Annotated in this window: 14 protein-coding genes; 7 read left to right on the forward strand and 7 right to left on the reverse strand. The window is 73.2% G+C overall.

Features of this window, described 5'->3' with window-relative positions; translation table 11 throughout:
* Positions 1 to 6: 6 nt before the first annotated feature.
* Together ACLJQM_RS38340 and ACLJQM_RS38345 are read left to right on the forward strand one after the other, a co-directional pair.
* The gene (locus tag ACLJQM_RS38340; RefSeq protein ID WP_360776721.1) at positions 7 to 672 is read left to right on the forward strand and encodes a response regulator transcription factor; all 666 of its coding nucleotides are present in this window, start codon (positions 7 to 9) and stop codon (positions 670 to 672) included.
* On the forward strand, positions 669 to 1,919 hold the full coding sequence (locus ACLJQM_RS38345; RefSeq protein WP_410635234.1) for a sensor histidine kinase: 1,251 nt from the start codon (positions 669 to 671) through the stop codon (positions 1,917 to 1,919). Before ACLJQM_RS38340 ends, ACLJQM_RS38345 begins: the two co-directional genes overlap by 4 nt.
* Here the strand turns inward: ACLJQM_RS38345 and ACLJQM_RS38350 are convergent.
* Genes ACLJQM_RS38350 through ACLJQM_RS38370 form a run of 5 tightly spaced genes read right to left on the reverse strand, consistent with a single transcriptional unit; the run spans position 1,916 to position 8,194 of the window.
* Positions 1,916 to 2,347: a hypothetical protein gene (locus tag ACLJQM_RS38350; RefSeq protein ID WP_247022675.1), complete on the reverse strand. Its 432-nt coding sequence runs from the start codon at positions 2,345 to 2,347 to the stop codon at positions 1,916 to 1,918. The two genes, ACLJQM_RS38345 and ACLJQM_RS38350, sit on opposite strands and share 4 nt — an antisense overlap.
* A complete protein-coding gene (locus ACLJQM_RS38355; RefSeq protein ID WP_410635236.1) occupies positions 2,347 to 2,793 on the reverse strand; it encodes a hypothetical protein in 447 nt (148 codons plus the stop codon). The genes ACLJQM_RS38350 and ACLJQM_RS38355 overlap by 1 nt, the downstream gene beginning before the upstream one ends.
* Positions 2,777 to 7,489 carry a hypothetical protein gene (locus ACLJQM_RS38360; RefSeq protein ID WP_410635237.1) on the reverse strand — a complete coding sequence of 1,571 codons (4,713 nt, stop codon included), beginning with the start codon at positions 7,487 to 7,489 and terminating at the stop codon, positions 2,777 to 2,779. The genes ACLJQM_RS38355 and ACLJQM_RS38360 overlap by 17 nt, the downstream gene beginning before the upstream one ends.
* Before the next feature lie 13 nt (positions 7,490 to 7,502).
* Positions 7,503 to 7,829 (reverse strand): hypothetical protein, encoded by a 327-nt coding sequence (locus tag ACLJQM_RS38365; RefSeq protein ID WP_410635239.1) that lies wholly within the window; start codon positions 7,827 to 7,829, stop codon positions 7,503 to 7,505.
* Complete coding sequence (locus ACLJQM_RS38370) at positions 7,826 to 8,194, reverse strand: YbaB/EbfC family nucleoid-associated protein (protein WP_410635240.1); 369 nt, start codon at positions 8,192 to 8,194, stop codon at positions 7,826 to 7,828. Before ACLJQM_RS38370 ends, ACLJQM_RS38365 begins: the two co-directional genes overlap by 4 nt.
* A gap of 119 nt (positions 8,195 to 8,313) precedes the next feature.
* Between ACLJQM_RS38370 and ACLJQM_RS38375 the strand changes: the two genes are divergently transcribed.
* The 3 genes from ACLJQM_RS38375 to mycP are packed head-to-tail and all read left to right on the forward strand — an operon-like array spanning position 8,314 to position 10,876.
* A complete protein-coding gene (locus tag ACLJQM_RS38375; protein WP_410635241.1) occupies positions 8,314 to 8,658 on the forward strand; it encodes a hypothetical protein in 345 nt (114 codons plus the stop codon).
* Positions 8,655 to 9,545, forward strand: coding sequence for a DUF6177 family protein (locus ACLJQM_RS38380; protein WP_410635242.1), 891 nt, complete (start codon positions 8,655 to 8,657; stop codon positions 9,543 to 9,545). Before ACLJQM_RS38375 ends, ACLJQM_RS38380 begins: the two co-directional genes overlap by 4 nt.
* Positions 9,546 to 9,598: 53 nt before the next feature.
* A complete protein-coding gene (gene mycP, locus ACLJQM_RS38385) occupies positions 9,599 to 10,876 on the forward strand; it encodes a type VII secretion-associated serine protease mycosin (RefSeq protein ID WP_410635244.1) in 1,278 nt (425 codons plus the stop codon).
* A 365-nt stretch (positions 10,877 to 11,241) separates the two neighbouring features.
* Here the strand turns inward: mycP and ACLJQM_RS38390 are convergent, their stop codons facing one another.
* Positions 11,242 to 11,538, reverse strand: coding sequence for a hypothetical protein (locus ACLJQM_RS38390; RefSeq protein WP_360776704.1), 297 nt, complete (start codon positions 11,536 to 11,538; stop codon positions 11,242 to 11,244).
* A gap of 16 nt (positions 11,539 to 11,554) precedes the next feature.
* Entirely contained in the window at positions 11,555 to 11,902 is a 348-nt protein-coding gene (locus ACLJQM_RS38395) for a hypothetical protein (protein WP_247022660.1), read from the reverse strand.
* A gap of 140 nt (positions 11,903 to 12,042) precedes the next feature.
* On the opposite strand from ACLJQM_RS38395, the gene eccCa reads away from it, so the two are divergent.
* Positions 12,043 to 16,002 (forward strand): type VII secretion protein EccCa, encoded by a 3,960-nt coding sequence (gene eccCa, locus ACLJQM_RS38400; protein WP_410635246.1) that lies wholly within the window; start codon positions 12,043 to 12,045, stop codon positions 16,000 to 16,002.
* Between the two features lie 15 nt (positions 16,003 to 16,017).
* Complete coding sequence (locus ACLJQM_RS38405) at positions 16,018 to 16,353, forward strand: hypothetical protein (protein WP_410635247.1); 336 nt, start codon at positions 16,018 to 16,020, stop codon at positions 16,351 to 16,353.
* Position 16,354: the final 1 nt, after the last annotated feature.

The raw sequence follows: 16,354 nt of genomic DNA on the forward strand, positions 1-16,354 counted from the left end.
GTTTCGATGACAACCGTCCTGGTCGTCGAAGACGACGAAAACCTGCGGGTCGCGGTGGCCGCGCGGCTCGGCGCGGCGGGCCTCGACGTCGAGGTCGCGGGCGATCTGGCGGGCGCCGACCAGGCCCTGCGCGCGGGCCGGCACGGCTGCGTCGTGTTCGACCGGATGCTGCCCGACGGCGACGCGATCGGGTACGTCCACGCGAGGCGCGTCGAAGGCTGGCGCACGCCGGTCCTGTTCCTGACCGCGCGCGACGCCCTCGCCGACCGGGTCGCAGGCTTCGAGCACGGCGGTGACGACTACCTCGTCAAGCCGTTCGCTGTGGCGGAGCTGACCGAGCGCGTGCTGAACCTCTGCCGTCGCGCCTCGCTGGACCGGCCGTCGGTGCTGCGGCACGACGACCTGGTGATGGACTGCGCGCGCCGCGAAGTGCGCCGGGCGGGCGTGCTGCTGACGTTGTCGAACAAGGAGTACGCGGTGCTGGAGTACCTGATGGTGCGCGGCGGGGACCCGGTGGAGCGGGCCGAGCTGCTGGAGCACTGCTGGGACAGCACGACCGACCCGATGTCGAACGTGGTCGACGTTACGGTCCGGCGGCTGCGCCGCAAGCTGCGGGAACCGGAGCTGATCCACGCCGTGCGCGGCCTCGGCTATCGATTGGGCGACCGGTGAACCGCTCGTCGGCCGACCGCTTGCGCCGGCTGCGCTGGGCGTTGACGGCGTTGTTCACCGCGGTCAACGCCATCGGGCTGGTCGCGTTCGCGTGGTTCATGATCAGCGAGGACGCCGACAAAGGCACCGAGCGGATCGACGCCGAACTCCTGCGCGTCACGTCGTCGGTCAGCAGGCTCGTCGGCTACGACGCCGCGATCGACCTCTCGCTGGTCAACACCGACGTGCTGAACGAGCAGTGCCCGCAGTTCGCGATCCTGCCGGGCGGCGCGGCCGGGTTCCAGGCGCACCTGTCCCGGCGCACGTGCGTGCCGGTCGACGCCGGCGTGCTCGACGGGCTGGCCACCGAGGCGGTCCGCGGCGGCACCGTCGTGACGGGCTACCAGCGCGGCACCGGCGGCGAGCTGGTCCAGGTCCGGGCGGAGCCGCTGCTGAGCCGCACGGGCAAGCCCTTCGCGGCGGTGGTCGCGGTCGAGGACACGGCGGCGGCCTCGGCCGAGCACACCCGGTTCGTCCTGCTGGTGGTCGGCGGCTGCGCGCTGCTGGTCACGGCGCTCGGCTTCGCGGGCCACGTGCTGTCCGGCCGCTCGATCCGCCCGGCGGCGTCGGCGTTGCAGCAACAGGAGGTCCTCCTCGCCGAAACCGCGCACGACCTGCGCACCCCGGTGGCGGCGCTGCGCGCACTGGCCGAGACGGCGATGCTCGACCCGGCCCAGCGCACGGACCTGCTCCCCCGCACGGTCCGCCTGGCGGCGCGGATGGGCGGCATCATCGACGACCTCCTGGTCCGCGCCCGCCTCGCGGCCGGCGTCGAGCAGCTGAGCATCCAGCCGGTGTGGCTCGACCAGCTCGTGGCGGGCGTGGTCGAGGACACGGAGCCCGACGGCGCCCAGGTCACGGTGACGACGGCCCCGACGAAGGTCAACGCCGACCCGGCCCTGGTCCAGCGAGCGGTGGGAAACCTGCTCAACAACGCATTGAGGTACGGCCGCCAGCCGGGCGCCCCGGCGATCGTCCACGTGATGGTCGCGGGCGGCACGGTGACGGTCGCGGACCACGGTCCGGGGATCGACACGACGGTGACCGAGGACGCGTTCGACCGGTTCGCGAGCACGGGCGGCTCGTCGGGCCTGGGGTTGTCGATCGTCCGGTGGGTGGCTGAGGCGCACGGGGGGACGTTGTCGGTTTACAACGCCGATGAGGGTGGAGCGATCTTCGAGCTGCGCTTCCCGGTGATCGCGGTCTAGCCGGCCAGCCGGTGCTGGAGCCAGCCCGGAACGTTCTCGCGCGGGTACCTTTCGGCCTCTTCGGCGAAGTGCTCGCGAGGCGGGACGTGGTCCCAGTCCGGCTCGCCGTCCCAGTCGTACTCCGCTTCGTAGCGGCCAGGGTGCACCAGGTGGTAGCGCAGCGACGTCCAGGCACCCTCGCCCGGCCGCGCCATGTCGTCCCTGAGCCCGGCGAAGAACTCGGCGGCCCCCGGCGGTGGCGTCCACTCGAGACCGCCACCGAGCACGGTGATGATCGACGCGCGCAGCTCGACGTACCCGCCGACCGACCGGAAGGTGAGGAAGAGCTGGTCCCAGTCGGCGGGCACCGAGTGGATCATCCACGTGGTGAAGTCCGTGAGCAGTTCGTGGGCCTGCGCCGTGGTCAGCGGCATCCGGGGCATGGGCATCAGTTCCGCTCCTCACCGTGCGCCGACGCGAGCTTTTCCCGCAGCCAGCCCGGAATGTGCTCCGGCTCACGCGGGAACATCTTGAGGTCCTCCGCGTAGTCCGCGGCCGACATCGGCGGGGTCAGCCGGGGCTCGTGGTCGTAGTTGTAGTTGTAGAAGATCGCAGCCGGCGGGTTCAGCGAGACCCGCGCGGAGAACCACGCACCGCGGCCGGGCCGGTAGGTCAGCGTGCGCAGCTTCGCGAGGACGACGTTCAGCTCGCGCGGCGGCCGGATCTCCGGGCGCGACCCGTCGGTCATGATCACGGTCAGGCCGAGGTCCTGCACCGGCACGGTCATCGAGCTGACGAGGTCGATGCGCCGCCAGCCCGTCTCGGGTACCAGGTCCAGCAGCGCGATCCCGAGTTGCTGGACGAGGTCCTCGTGGCTCTCACCGCCGGAAGTCACGGGGCCAGAGTGGGGTGTTGTGGTCACCGGGGAAACTCCTGACATTGACGGTGATTCGGCCTTGCTCGTCCACGCCGTAGGAACGGTAGTGGCGGGTGTGGGGGTCGTCGACGCCCGGGTCCCGCGCCGGCATGACGTCTTCGTGCGCCACCCGGTCGAGGTGCTCGTCCCGGTCGCGTTCCATCTGGTACCAGCTGTCGTCGACGTCGTAGGTGGCTTCGACGTCCTTCGCGCCCGCGTTGCTGTTGTCGATGCGCCCCTCGGTGGACATGTTGATCGACTCGCCACCCTTGCCGGCCGAAGTGCTGCCGTGGTGACCGCCGTCGTCGATGTTCCGGTTGTCGGGCGCCTTGCCGCCCAGAGCGCCCATTTCCGATTGCGCCGTGGTGTCGCGCCGGATCTGGCTGGCTCCGGCGGCGTCGGGCGGCCCCGAGGTCGCCACCGTGTTGCCGCGCGAGTCGGTGCGGTGCACGTCGCCTTCGGTGATCCGGGTGCTGCCGTCGGGGTTGCGCACCTCGAGGCCGTGGTCGACTCGCACGGTGGCGCTGGGCGGTGGGTAGTTCAGGTCGGCGTTGGTCGGCTGGAAGGTGTGGACGTGGGTGACCGCGCCGTCCGGTCCGGTCTGGACGGTCGAGTACGGGTACCCCTTCTGGTCGACGAGGTGGATCCGGGTAGCGGGCGGCAGGTCCGTGCGGCCGGCCAGCGGCGTGCCCTGGGTGATCGGCTCGGTGACGGCCTTCACCTGCCGCTCGCTCCAGCCGTCCGGGGTCCCCTCGAGGAACCCACCACCCTTCTTTTGGTGGGAGAAAACGACTTCCCGATCGGGCTGGGGCCACGTGTCCTGGACCGTCTTGGCCTTGCCCGTGCCGTAGAACCCGTCCTGGGTGACCTTCGCGCCTTCCGGGGCGTGGGTGATCTCCGGGTTGGTCCGCGCCCGCTGCCCGGTCGTCGTGTCGACGTGGGTGATCTTGCCGTCGGCGTCGGTGTGGAAGGAGCCGCGGAACTGGCCGTGGTCGTCGGTCACCCGGTGCTCGCGCTCGCCGGCCAGTGTCGAGTTGCCCTCCGCGTCGACGTGGTTCTGCCGGTTGAAAGCGTCGTTCTGCCGGAGGTTCCCGGTGTGCACGACGGCCTCCCCCGAGGCGGGCGGCTGCCGCCAGGTGGCCGCGGACTCGGGCCTGCCGTCCGTCCCGACGCGGAACTCCTGGTGGTTCGGCCCGCGGTCGACCCGGTAGTTGCCGTTCGGCACCCGGTGCTCGAGGTCCGGGTTGGGCCGGCCGGGCGTGCCGTCGTGGGTGTCGACCCACCTGACCTGGCCGGCACCGTCGGTCTGGAAGCTGCCGCGCGGGTTCCCTTCGGTATCCGTGACGTGGTAGCGGGTGTTCGGCTCGAGGTTCCCCTGCCGGCCGAACGGCTGGTCCGCCCGCGGAGCCCGCGGGTCGCGCGCACCGACATCGGTGTGGCGGGCCGGTTCCGGCGGGGTTTCGACGTGGTCCACCCGCGTGACGTCCCGGGTCCCGTGCACGGTCTTGACGTCGTTGTGCGTCACCGTCCGGACGGCCCCGTCGGGACCGGTCGGGTAGATGTCGTACCGGCGCCCGACCTGAACCCGGTAGTCGGCGTCCGGCACCGGGTGAGCGACTTCCGGGTTCCGGCCGTGCAGTGTGTTCGGGGCGTGTGCGTCCACATGGGACACATTGCCGCTGTGGTCGGTGTACACGCGGGTGCGGACGGTGCCGTCGGGGTCGAGGACGTTGTAGCGCGTGTTCGGCTTCAGTTCCGTGGTGCGCTCGAAGAAGTTCTCGTCCCATCCGAGGCGGACGTCCTCACCTGGCGGCGTGAAGTTCTCGGGCTCCTCCCAGCGCCCGTCGACCTGGTGCTGCGGGTTGAGGTCGTCACCGTCGCCGCGGTGGCGCGCGCTGTCCGCGTCGACGTCGTGGTGGGTGTCCGGGGCGAAGCCGTCGCTTGCGGGGCGGGTGGTGCCGTCGGGGTGGTGGGTGTTCCATTCGCCGTCGGGTGGGATGCGGGGGCGCATCCGGCCGTCCGGGCCGATCTCGAAGTCGGAGGAGAAGACGCGGCCGTGGGAGTCGGTCCAGGCGGGTTTCGTCGGGGCCAGTACTTCGGTGTCGAGTTCGCGCGCGAGGCCGTGGGCGAAGGCGTTGGAACCCGCGTCGCAGCCGATCAGGCGGATCGGGCCGCCGTCGTAGTCGGCGTTGCGGCGGAGGACTTCCGCGAATTCCCTGGGGGTGTAGTGGTGGTCGCCGATGCGGGCGCGGCCGTCCGGGGTGATGTGGACGTCGACGGTGTGGCGGCCGTGCGGGTCGGGTGGGACGCGGTGGGGCAGGTCGCCCAGGTCGGGGTCGCCGGCGTGGTAGGAGCTGCCCGACGGCGTGCTCTCCGCGTGGCGGGCGTTGACCTCGTCGGGGGTTGGTGGGTCGTCGGGGTGGGGGCCGTGGCCGGCGTCCGGGTCTGGTGGGCCGTCGTGGTGCGGACCGTGACTCGCGTCCGGATCCGGTGGCTCGTGGTGGGGGCCGTGGCCGGTGTCCGGGTGCGGGGTGCGGCCGGCGGTCGGGTTGATTGCGCTGTCGATGTCGGCGGGTGGGTGTGGCGCGCCGGCCGGGGTGGGTTCCGGGGTGGGTTTTGCCTCGGCTGGTGGGTCGATGCGGTCGACCTTCAGCGTCTCGGGGTCGACGTGCGCGATGGCGTTTTCGCCCGGCTTCGGTGGCAGGCCCGGGTCGTCGGGCTTCGGTTCCGGTGCCGGCTCGGGTGGCTTCTCCTCGTGCGTCTTCGGCTTGTGGTCCTTGGGTGGGTGCAACGGGGTCAGCTTGCTGGTCGGGAGCAAGTCGTGGCCCGCGATCATGTCGATGCCCGTGTGCAGGACACCGATCCCCCGGAGGAAGGCGAACGCCACCTTCTGCGTCGGCGTCTTCGGCTCGGGGGAACTGGCGCCCGCCCAGCGTTCCTGTTCCAGGAAGTGGTCGCGGTCCACTCCGGCGGTTGCGTGTGCTTCCCGCTCCGGGGCCAGCGAACCCGTCACGTGGGCCTGTTGGGTACGCGGGTCCAGCTCGGCCTTCGCGTCGCGCCACGGCGTCGGCTCGTGTCGTGCCGCTTCCCGGCCCAGCGCCTCCCCGACGGACCCCGGCTGTGCGGCGGGCTCTGCCCTGCCCCCGGACGACGCCTGCTCGGCCGCCCGCTCCGGTGGCGCCCCCTCCGCCGGCCGCTCGGGAGACACGTGTTCGGCGGGCCGCTCCACCGCCCGCTCCGAAGGCCCGTGCTCGATCGGCCGCTCCGCCGACGCACCCTCAGTGGCCCGCTCCGAGGGCCCGTGCTCGACAGGCCGCCCCGCCGACGCACCCTCAATGGCGCGCTCCGACGGCCCGTGCTCGACCGGCCGCTCCGAAAGCGTGTGGTCAGCAGGCCGCTCCGAAGGTGCGTCCTCCTCCGGCGCACGCTCCCGTTCCGCAGGCCGCTCCGGCGGGTGCTCGGCCGGCGTCCGGTTCTGTGGCCTGCTCGGTACGTTCTCGGGCGGCGGTCCCCCACCCGGTGGATCCTCCGGCGGCCGCTCCGTCGTCCCGCCCTCTCGCCGCACGGCCGGTTCGCCGACATCGGGCGCGGGACGTCCCAGCCCCACCCGCGAGAGCGCCCCCTCCACCCCCGGGATCTTGCGGACGACCTTCCCCGCTACCTCCGTCGCCGTCGGGATCTTCGTGATCGCCGAGCCCGTCGTCTCCAGCACGCGCCCCGCCGCCGCGACCGCGCCCACCCGGCTGCCCGCCGCCGCTGCGCCCGCGCCCCGCATCGCCGCGCCCGCGCCCTTGGTGCCCAGCACCGAACTCACGATGTTGAACGTCGCCTTGCCGCCGGCGCGAGCCGGGTCGTCGCTCCAGTCGTCCCACGCGACCAGGGACTTGCCCGCGTCGACCATGGTGCGGCCCATCTCGCCGCGCTCGAAGCCCGGGAGGCCGTACGTCTGGTCCAAAGAGGACAGTCCGGGAACGGCATACGTCGCCGCGGCCAAGGCGAACTTGCCCAAGCCACCCCAGGCCTGGCCGGCGGTCGACCACGACCAGTGGCCGTCCGCGTAGCCGGCCAGGGCGCCGAAGCCCAGGACCATCTCCTTGGCGCCCTCGCCGATGCCGACGAAGAACTCGCCGACGTTTCCCCAGAAGCCGTGGGGCTTCTTCGGTTTCTTCGGTTCCGGGGGTTTGCCGAACTTGTCGGCCAGGTCCTTCTGGATCTTCGCCACCTGGCCGGCCACGTTGATCGCGAACACCAGCCGCGCCGCCGTGCTGGTGCACCGCGCGAACAGGTCTTCGTTCAGCGCGATGTACGCCCTGATCAGGAACTTCGCGCTGCTGACCTTGTTCGAGAAGTCCTGGCTCAGCGCTGCCAGTGCGTCCATCGCGGTGGCGAGGTCGGCGATGCCCGACTCGCCGCCACCGCCGCCGTGGTTCAGCGAATGGACGGAGTAGTACAGCTCGAACCCGGCCGCGTCGGTCCAGACCTGCCGCACGTCGGCCGCGGCCTGGTCGGAGTCCTGGACGGCGTCGCGCAGCGCCTTCGCCGCGTCCGTCCACGCCTGGGCGAGGTTGTGGGCGTCGGTTTCGCTGTCCGGCGGCCACAGCAAGTCCTTCGCCAGGCCGCCGTGCGCGACGGCCCAGCGCCACAGCTCGCCGTCCGGTTCGAGGAGGTCCGTCATCGCCGGGCGCGGGTCACCAGAGGAATTCGGCGGCGGCCGCGCGGTCCGCGGCTTCGTAGACCTGTACCGCCTGGTCCCCGTTGCCGGCGAGGGTCTGGTACGCGCCGGTCAGCTGGGCCATCGCATCGGAAATCGTCTGCTTCGGTCCGTTGTAGACGGTCGTGAACGCCTGACCGAGCGGGCCGCCGCCCAGCCGGCCGGGGTTCTCGATCCGGTCGCGGCACCCCGGCCACGCCGCGTCCAGCGCCGTGCCCGCGCCGCGCAGCCGGGCCAGCCGGGCGGTCGTCTCACCGGGGTCCATGTCGATGCGGCCGTCATGGTCGTGGTCGATGCCCGTCATCGCGCGCTCCGGCGGTCGAGCTCGTGCAGCAGCGGGTCGAACCGCAGGTCGGTCGTCGCGGAGGTGGCGTCCGGGGGCAGCAGGCTCGCGACGATCGCGAGGCCCTCCTCCTCGGCGCGTTCGACGGCCCGATGGACGGTGCCGGCGATGTCCCGCGCCAGCGCCGCCGCGTCCGTGGTGCGGTAGATGCGCGGGTCCAGCGTGAGTTCGAGGAGCTCGCCCGCACCGCCGACGGTCACGCCGATCAGCCCGTCGTCGGACTCGGCCGTGGCCCGGATCTCGGCCATGCGCTGCTGCGTCGACCTGATGTCGCCGGCCAGGCGCGCGTGATCGGCGCGCAGGTCGAACGGGAACGGGGAATCCACGGCCACCTCCGGGGGACGTCTCCGGCCCAGTCTCACGCCGCCGACGACGCCGGATGGCCGCGTGACTTGTTCTTGCCACGGCGGTGTTCCACGCCCCGGCGCACCCGACGATGACGGGCATGACCTTCGACGTCATCGCGCTGTGCCGGCGGGAACCCGGTCCCGAAGCCGTCGTCGCGGCGTTGCTGACCGCGGGCGAGGGATCCTTTGTGGACTTCGACGCGGACCGGCAGCTGATCGGCGTCCGGCACCCCGGCGGCCGGCGCCTGCTGACGGTCGAGAGCGCCCGCCTGGTCCGGGTGCCGGGCGAGGTGGACCGGCTGCTCGGCCTCGACGTGCCCTCCCCGGTGTGGTGGGTGGAAGGCCGCGCGCCGGACGACGACGTCGAGGCCGAAGCCGTCGCCCGGACCTTCGCCGAAGCACTGGCCGTCGCGACCGGGGGCCGCCCGTGGTCGAGCCGGTGACCACCGCGGAGGCCCTCGTCGTCGAGCAGCACCGCGACGTCGTGCCCGCCACGGCGTCGCTGATCGACGCGGCCAAGACGGCCACGCGCGACGGGCGGGCGCTGCAGCTGCGCACCCCGGCCCACAGCCGCCTCACCTTCCCGCTGGAACTGCTGCTCCGGGACGCCCGCGGCGACTGGATGGCGGGTGACCGCGACGGCTTCCGGGGATTCCCTTTGGCCTGGAACGGAGTCCGGTTCGTCCGGGACGGCGACGTCGTCGCGGAGGCGCCCGTCCCCGGGTCCGGTGACCTGGAGGTACGCATCCTCACTTGCCGGCCGCCCCGGATCGGTGCGAGCACCGAGACCGCGATGCGGGTGCTCTCCGGCGGCCCGCCCCTCGGCTGGGGCGTGGCCGAGCCGGTCACCGAGCCGTGGTCCACCGGCGACCTCACCGAGCACGTCCGAAAGCACTTTCCCCGGCCGGTGTCCGTGGTCGTCGTCGGGCACGGCACCACCGGGCGGCTCCGGGTGTCGCAAGTGGACGGTTTGGTCGTCGAAGACGTCGAGCTGAGCGGCCCGGCAGCCGGCACGGTGGCGAGAGCCGCGATCGAGGCGCTGGCCGCGGAATCCGCCCGGACGGCCCGGATGGTGGTCGTCGGCGCGCACCCCGGACGGCGGGAAGGGCTGCGCTCCCCCGGCGTGGCGACCGCCCTGCCCTACGGTGTCCTCTTCGGACCCGAGCTGGTGGCCGGCCGCGGGGTCGCCCACGCCCACCGCGCACCGGCCGCGCGCGTGAAGCTCCTCGGTTCCGGCGAGCACACCGCCGCCTGGTACCGGTTCGACGGCGACCCGGCCCCGCCGTTCGAGCAGTTCGCCGAGGTCCTGCACCACTTCGGTGGCCGCTGAACGGGTGTCCGGTTGTCGCCACGACGGCCCGGCGCCGAAGCTCCCGGCGGACGATGGCGCACGTGAACCGACGAAGTCACCTCGCCGCTGTGCTGGCCGCGGTCGCGCTGCCCCTGTTCGTCGCACCGCCCGCGCACGCGGCGCCACCGGCCGGTGCCTGCCACGACACGGAACCCGCGCACCCCGCCGTGCCGGCGCAGCCGTGGGCCCAGCAAGCGCTTTCCCCGGAACGGGCCTGGCCGCACAGCCGCGGCGCGGGCGTGCTCGTCGCCGTCGTCGACTCGGGCGTCGACGCCGATCACCCGCAGCTGAGCCGGCCGGGAAAAGTGCTGCCAGGACGCGACTTCTACCTCGCCGGCGCGCTGCCGGGCGCGTTCGACTGCGTCTCCCACGGCACCGGGGTGGCCGGCATCATCGGCGCGGACCCGGTGCCCGGCATCGGGTTCCACGGCGTGGCGCCGGACGCGGCGATCCTGCCGGTGCGGATCAGCGACCGGGACGTCGGCGACCAGGGCGAGTCGCTGCGGATCGACCCGCAGGTGGTCGCGAACGGCATCCGCTACGCCGCGGACCAGGGCGCGAAGGTGCTCAACCTGTCGCTGGCCGGCCACGACGACTTCCCGGTGATCCGCGACGCGGTCGCCTACGCCGTGGCGCGGGACGTGCTGGTCGTGGCCGCGGCGGGCAACGCGCAGAAGGACCCGAGCGGCGAGCTGCCGTCCTACCCGGCCGCCTACGCCGGGGTGCTCGGGGTCGGGGCCGTCGACATCGACGGTGCCCGGCTGTCCGGCTCGCAGATCGGCCCGTACGTAGACATCGTCGCGCCCGGCGCCAAGGTGCTGACCACGACCCGCGCGGGCGGGCACGCCTACGTGGACGGCACGAGTTTCGCCGCGCCGTTCGTCTCCGGGACCGCGGCGCTGGTGCGCTCGGCGTGGCCACAGCTCAGTGCGGCCGAGGTGGCGCAGCGGCTGGTGGCGACCGCGAGCCCGGCCCGCGGTGGCCGCGGCAGCCACGCCTTCGGCGCCGGGCTGGTCGACCCGTACCGCGCCGTGACCGACGGGCTGGACCCGGCGAAACCCGCGCTGCTGCCCGCTTTCGTGCCCCAGCCACCCGATCGGGCGCGGCTCGACCAGGCGGCGCGGGAGCAGGACACGGCCGCCACCGCGAAGGGGCTGGCGATCGCCGTCGCCGGTGCCCTCGTGCTGGCCGGGCTGCTCGCGGCGATCCTTCCCCGCGGACGGCGACGGCGCTGGCGAGCGGGTTGGGCCGCACCGGTACCCGCCGAACCCGCGTCCGCCGAACCGCCGGAACAGGTCTTCCTCGTCTGAAGGACCGGGCACGCCGAAAGCGGGCCGGGCAACGTGCCCATCGCCGGGAAGCGGAGGTCGAGCAGCAGCCGCTCGCCGGGCGGGCCGAGTCGAGCAGGCCGCAGCTGGCCGGCGAGCCGCGCGCGTGGTCCAGCGGGTGGTCGAAGAGGGGGGTGCGGCACGCCGAAAGCGGCCCCGGGCAACGTGCCCATCGCCGGGAAGCGGAGGTCGAGCAGCAGCCGCTCGCCAGGCGGGCCGAGTCGAGCAGGCCGCAGCTGGCCGACGCGCCGCGCGCGTGGTCCAGCGGGTGGTCGAAGAGGGGGGTGCGGCACGCCGAAAGCGGCCCCGGGAGCCGATCGCTCCCGGGGCCGCTCGCGTTCCCGTGCTCAGATGCCGCGGATCGCCTGCTCGGCGGCGCGCACCGCGCTCATCAGGTGGTCGTCGGCCCGGATGAGGCCCTGGCTCTGCGCGTTCTGCTGTTCCCAGGCTTCGTTGGCCTTCGCCTGGACGTTGCCCACGACCTCGTAGTAGCTCGAGCCGAACCCGTCGGTGAGTTCGTTCTCGTAGAGGAACCCCGCGCCGTGGTGGTGGTCGTCGGTGTGTTCGCGGCTCTGGTGCGCGCCCTGGCCCACGGTCTGCGCCGTGCCCTGGATCGACTCGCTGTTGCCGGTGATCCGGTTCATTGCCGTTTCCCCTCCGTCAGATCTGGGCCGAGATGCCGAAGCCGCCGGCCTGGTAGCTCACGCGGTTGGCCTCCTGGTTGGCCGCCTCGTCGGCGTCCTGGTAGCCGCCGGCGCCGCGGTGCATCGCGTCGGAGGCCGCCACGTACTTCGGGGCGAGGTGGTGGTCGACGACCGTCTGGCGGCTCTGGTCGGCGTCGGCGAACCCGTCGGCCCACCGGCCGCTGCTCGCCGAGCGCAGGTCGGCCCCGGCGCTCGTCACGTGCCGAGAACTGTTCTGCAGATTGGTGGCGGTTTCCGACGACGTCTTCGCCTGCCGCAGCATGGCGTCGACGTCGCCGTCGATTCCCCCTGACGAACCGTACATCGCGGGTTCCCTCCGATTGGATTGCGACACAACGCTTTCCTGTCCCGGCCAGGTTATGGCGGGAACGGCGCAGCCACGGGCGCGCGTCTTGTTCCGGTCATCGCCCCCACCGGACGCCGCTGGGAAGGGACGCTCATGGAGTGGCGACAATCGTGGTCAAGCGGCCGGCCCGGCGGCCCGCGCCGGAGCTGCCCTCCGGCGAACTCATCCTCCAGGCGCCGCCGGAAATCCCGGCGCCGCCCGCGCGGCAGTGGGCGCAGCTGCTCATGGTCCTGCCCATGGTGGGCACGACCGGCGCGATGATGCTGATGTTCTCCGGTTCGGCCGGCGGGTCCGTCCGCTACGCCGTCTACGGGCTGATGGGCGTCGGCATGCTCGGCATGGTCGCGATGGGGCTGCTGCAGGGCGGCGGCCCGAGCCGGCGGGAAATGGGGCACGCGCGCCGCAAGTACCTGAGGCACCTGGCCCAGCACCGGCTGCGGCTGCGCCGTTCGGTGAGTCGCCAGCGCGAAGCGATGGAGTACCTGCACCCGGACCCGGCGGCGCTGTGGTCGCTGGCCGCGAGCTACCGGCTGTGGGAACGGCGCAAGGACGACCAGGACTTCGGCGTCGCCCGGATCGGCCGCGGCCCGCAGGGGCCGGCCACCACGCTGGTCGCGCCGGACACCAAGCCGCTCGAGGAGCTCGAACCGCTGTCCGCGCTCGCGTTGCGCCGGTTCATCACCACCTACAGCACGGTCGACCGGCTGCCGCTCGCGATCGCGGTCACCGGGTTCAGCCGCATCCACCTGCGCGGCGACCGCGAGGCCGCGCTCGGGCTGCTGCGTGCGCTGCTGGCCCAGCTGGCCACCCTGCAGTCGCCGGACGACCTGCGGATCGCCGTCTGCCTGGCCGACGACCGCCGCGCCGACTGGGACTGGGTCAAGTGGCTGCCGCACGCGCTGCACGCCGAGCGCACCGACGCCCTCGGCCCGCTTCGCCTGGTGGCGCCCACGATCCCCGCGCTGGAGTCGGTGCTCGAGGAGGAGCTGGCCAAGCGGCCCCGCTTCGACCCGGAGTCGGACGGCCGGGTGCCCGGCCCGCACCTGGTGGTCGTCCTGGACGGCGGTTCGGTCGCCGGCTCCGACCACCTGATGACCGGCGGCGGCGTCGAAGGCGTCACCGTGGTGGACCTGACGACCATGCCGCCGCGGGCGCTGGACCGGACCACCGTCGTACTGGCGGTGGACGACGGCGGCGACCTCGTCAGCGAGACGATCGACGGCGAGGCCCCGCTCGGCACCGCCGACGCGCTGGGGCCGCTCGCGGCCGAAGGGCTCGCCCGGCAGCTCGCCCCGCTGCGGCTGACCGTGGGCCGGGGCGGGGACGCGCCGATGTCGGCGGAGCTGGGCCTGGCCGAACTGCTGGGGCTCGGCGACCCGTACGCGTTCGACCCGGCCGACACCTGGGTGCCCCGGCCGAACCGTGACCGGCTGCGCGTCCAGTTCGGCATCCAGGCCGACGGGACGCCGATCGAGCTCGACCTCAAGGAGTCCGCCCAGGACGGCATGGGCCCGCACGGCCTGCTGATCGGCGCCACCGGGTCCGGCAAGTCCGAGCTGCTGCGCACCCTCGTGCTGGCGCTCGCGGTCACCCACCCGCCGAACTCGCTGAACTTCGCGCTGGTCGACTTCAAGGGCGGCGCCACCTTCGCCCGGCTGGACGCGCTGCCGCACACCAGTGCCGTGATCACGAACCTGGCCGACGAGCTGCACCTGGTCGACCGGATGACCGACGCGATCAACGGCGAGCTCATCCGCCGCCAGGAGCTGCTGCGCGCGGCGGGGAACTTCGCTTCCCTGCGGGACTACGAGAAGGCCCGCGTCGCCGGTGCCCCGCTGCCCGAAGTGCCGACGCTGCTGGTGATCTGCGACGAGTTCTCCGAGCTGCTCTCCGCCAAGCCCGACTTCATCGACATGTTCGTCCAAATCGGACGCGTCGGGCGCTCGCTCGGCGTGCACCTGCTGCTCGCCTCGCAGCGGCTCGACGAGGGCCGGCTGCGCGGGCTGGAAAGCCACCTGTCCTACCGGGTCGGGCTGCGCACGTTCTCCGAGATGGAAAGCCGCGCGGTGCTCGGCCACCCGGAGGCGTTCCGGCTGCCGCGCGCGCCCGGGCACGGGTTCCTGAAGGTCGGCACCGACCAGCTCGACCGGTTCCGCTCCGCCTACGTCTCCGGCGTCCACCAGCGGGCCGCCACCGGAGGCGTGCGGCCGGTGACGCCGGCGGACCAGCTGACGCTGCGGGAGTACACGACCACTTACGTCGCCGACGAGCTCGACACCGGCGAGGCCGAGCCCGAACCCGTGGACGAGCCCCTGACCGGCGAGACCCTGCTGGACATCCTGGTCGACCGGCTGACCGGCCAGGGCACGCCCGCGCACCAGGTGTGGCTGCCCCCGCTGTCGGACTCGCCGACGCTGGACCGGCTGCTCCCCGCGCTCGCCGTCGACCCCCGGCGCGGGCTCACCACCGGCGCGCCCGGCGCGTTGCGGCCGGTGCTGGGGATCGTGGACCGGCCGTTCGAGCAGCGGCGCGACCCGCTGGTCCTCGACCTCTCCGGCGCCGCCGGGCACGTGCTGGTGCTCGGGGCCCCGCAGGCGGGCAAGAGCACGGCGCTGCGCACGCTGATCACGAGCCTCGCGCTCACCCACACCCCGCGCGAAGCGCAGTTCTACTGCCTGGACTTCGGCGGCGGCACGCTCGCGTCGATCGCCGGGCTGCCGCACGTCTCGGGCGTGTCGGGCCGGCTGGACACCGGGGCCGTGCGGCGCACGGTCGCCGAGGTCGCGGACCTGCTGGCCCGGCGGGAACGCCTCTTCGCCGAGCACCGGATCGACGGCATCGCCACCTACCGCAGGCTCCGCGCGGAAGGCCGGTTCCCCGAGCTCCCGCACGGCGACGTCTTCCTGGTGATCGACGGCTGGCAGTCTCTGCGCACCGACTTCGCCGAGCTCGAAGAGGCGGTCGGCGACATCACCGCCCGCGGCCTGTCCTACGGCGTCCACGTCGTGGCCGGCTGTGCCCGCGCGTTCGACCTGCGGATGAACATGCGGGACCTGTTCGCCAGCCGGCTGGAGCTGAAGATCGGCGACCCGATCGACTCGATCATCGACCGGCGGGCCGCGATGAGCGTGCCCGCCGACGCGCCCGGCAGCGGGATTTCCCCGACCGGGCACCAGATGCTGCTGGCGCTGCCCCGCGTCGACGGCGTGTCCTCGGCCGCCGACCTGGCCGACGGCACCGGGGCCCTCGTCGACGCGGTCCGGACGTCGTGGCCGGGCGAGCCGGCCCCGTCGGTCCGGCTGCTGCCCGCGGTCCTCGCCTACGACGAACTGCCCGCCGCGGACGAGCTGACCGGGGCGGACGCCGGGCTCGCGGTCGGCATCCACGAGCGCGACCTCTCCCCGATGCGCCTGGACTTCGCCGCCGACCCGCACTTCTTCCTGCTGGCCGACACCCAGAGCGGCAAGACGTCGTTCCTGCGCGCGCTGGCCAAGCGGATCCAGGGCGCGTACCGGCCCGGCGAGGCCCGGATCATCGTCGTCGACCACCGCCGCGGCCTGCTCGGCGAGATCGCCGACGAGTACCTGCTCGGCTTCGGCGTCAACGACGAGCACAGCGGCGGCCTGCTCACCGAAACGGCCGAGGCGCTGACCAAGCGGCTGCCCGGCGCCGACGTCACACCCGAGCAGCTGCGGGCCCGGAGCTGGTGGCAGGGCCCGGAAATCTTCGTGCTGGTCGACGACTACGACATGGTGGCCACGCACAAGGCGCACCCGCTGATGCCGTTGCTGCCCCTGGTCGCGCAGGCCGGCGACATCGGCCTGCACGTGGTGCTGGCGCGCCGGACCGGCGGGGCCGGGCGCGGGCTGTTCGAGCCGTTCCTCGGCAGGCTCCGCGAAGTCGGCACCCCCGGTCTGATGATGTCCGGCGACCGCGACGAAGGCCCGTTGCTGGGCAACATGCGTGCCCAGGTCCTCCCGCCCGGGCGCGGCTGGCTGGTCGACCGCCGCGGCGGCAAGGGCCTCGTCCAGCTCGCCTGGCACCCCCCGACGACGTGAGAACAGGAGTGGACCATGAGTGGTGACATCGACGGCGACACCGACGCCATGCGGGAGTTCTCCCGGGTGCTGCTGGGCAGCCTCGAACGGGACCCGGTCCCCGTGGAGGTCAGCCATCGCGAGCCGGCGCTCCCGTGCGAGGGAGGCCTCGGGAGCCCCTGGTGCGACAACCTCACGGGCGCGGACGACCAGAGCATGCACGCCCTCCAGGAGTTCATCGCCCAGGTGGAGCAGGGGTTCAAGATCTACAGCTCGTTCGTGCACCGGACGGCGAGGGCGTACGTGGACGCCGACGAACAGGCCCGCGCCGAGTTCACGGCCCTCGACCCGGCACCCGAGCCGGGGCGGTGAG

The sequence above is a fragment of the Amycolatopsis sp. cmx-4-83 genome, from assembly GCF_046548815.1.
Lineage (GTDB): Bacteria > Actinomycetota > Actinomycetes > Mycobacteriales > Pseudonocardiaceae > Amycolatopsis > Amycolatopsis pretoriensis_A.

Bases quoted from the DNA above. Each gene is read 5' to 3' on its own strand.
- ACLJQM_RS38340 (WP_360776721.1), top strand. From the start codon at position 7: ATGACAACCGTCCTGGTCGTCGAAGACGACGAAAACCTGCGGGTCGCG.
- ACLJQM_RS38350 (WP_247022675.1), bottom strand. From the start codon at position 2,347: ATGCCCATGCCCCGGATGCCGCTGACCACGGCGCAGGCCCACGAACTG.
- ACLJQM_RS38360 (WP_410635237.1), bottom strand. From the start codon at position 7,489: ATGACGGACCTCCTCGAACCGGACGGCGAGCTGTGGCGCTGGGCCGTC.
- ACLJQM_RS38365 (WP_410635239.1), bottom strand. From the start codon at position 7,829: ATGACGGGCATCGACCACGACCATGACGGCCGCATCGACATGGACCCC.
- ACLJQM_RS38375 (WP_410635241.1), top strand. From the start codon at position 8,314: ATGACCTTCGACGTCATCGCGCTGTGCCGGCGGGAACCCGGTCCCGAA.
- mycP (WP_410635244.1), top strand. From the start codon at position 9,599: ATGGCGCACGTGAACCGACGAAGTCACCTCGCCGCTGTGCTGGCCGCG.
- ACLJQM_RS38390 (WP_360776704.1), bottom strand. From the start codon at position 11,538: ATGAACCGGATCACCGGCAACAGCGAGTCGATCCAGGGCACGGCGCAG.
- ACLJQM_RS38395 (WP_247022660.1), bottom strand. From the start codon at position 11,902: ATGTACGGTTCGTCAGGGGGAATCGACGGCGACGTCGACGCCATGCTG.
- ACLJQM_RS38405 (WP_410635247.1), top strand. From the start codon at position 16,018: ATGAGTGGTGACATCGACGGCGACACCGACGCCATGCGGGAGTTCTCC.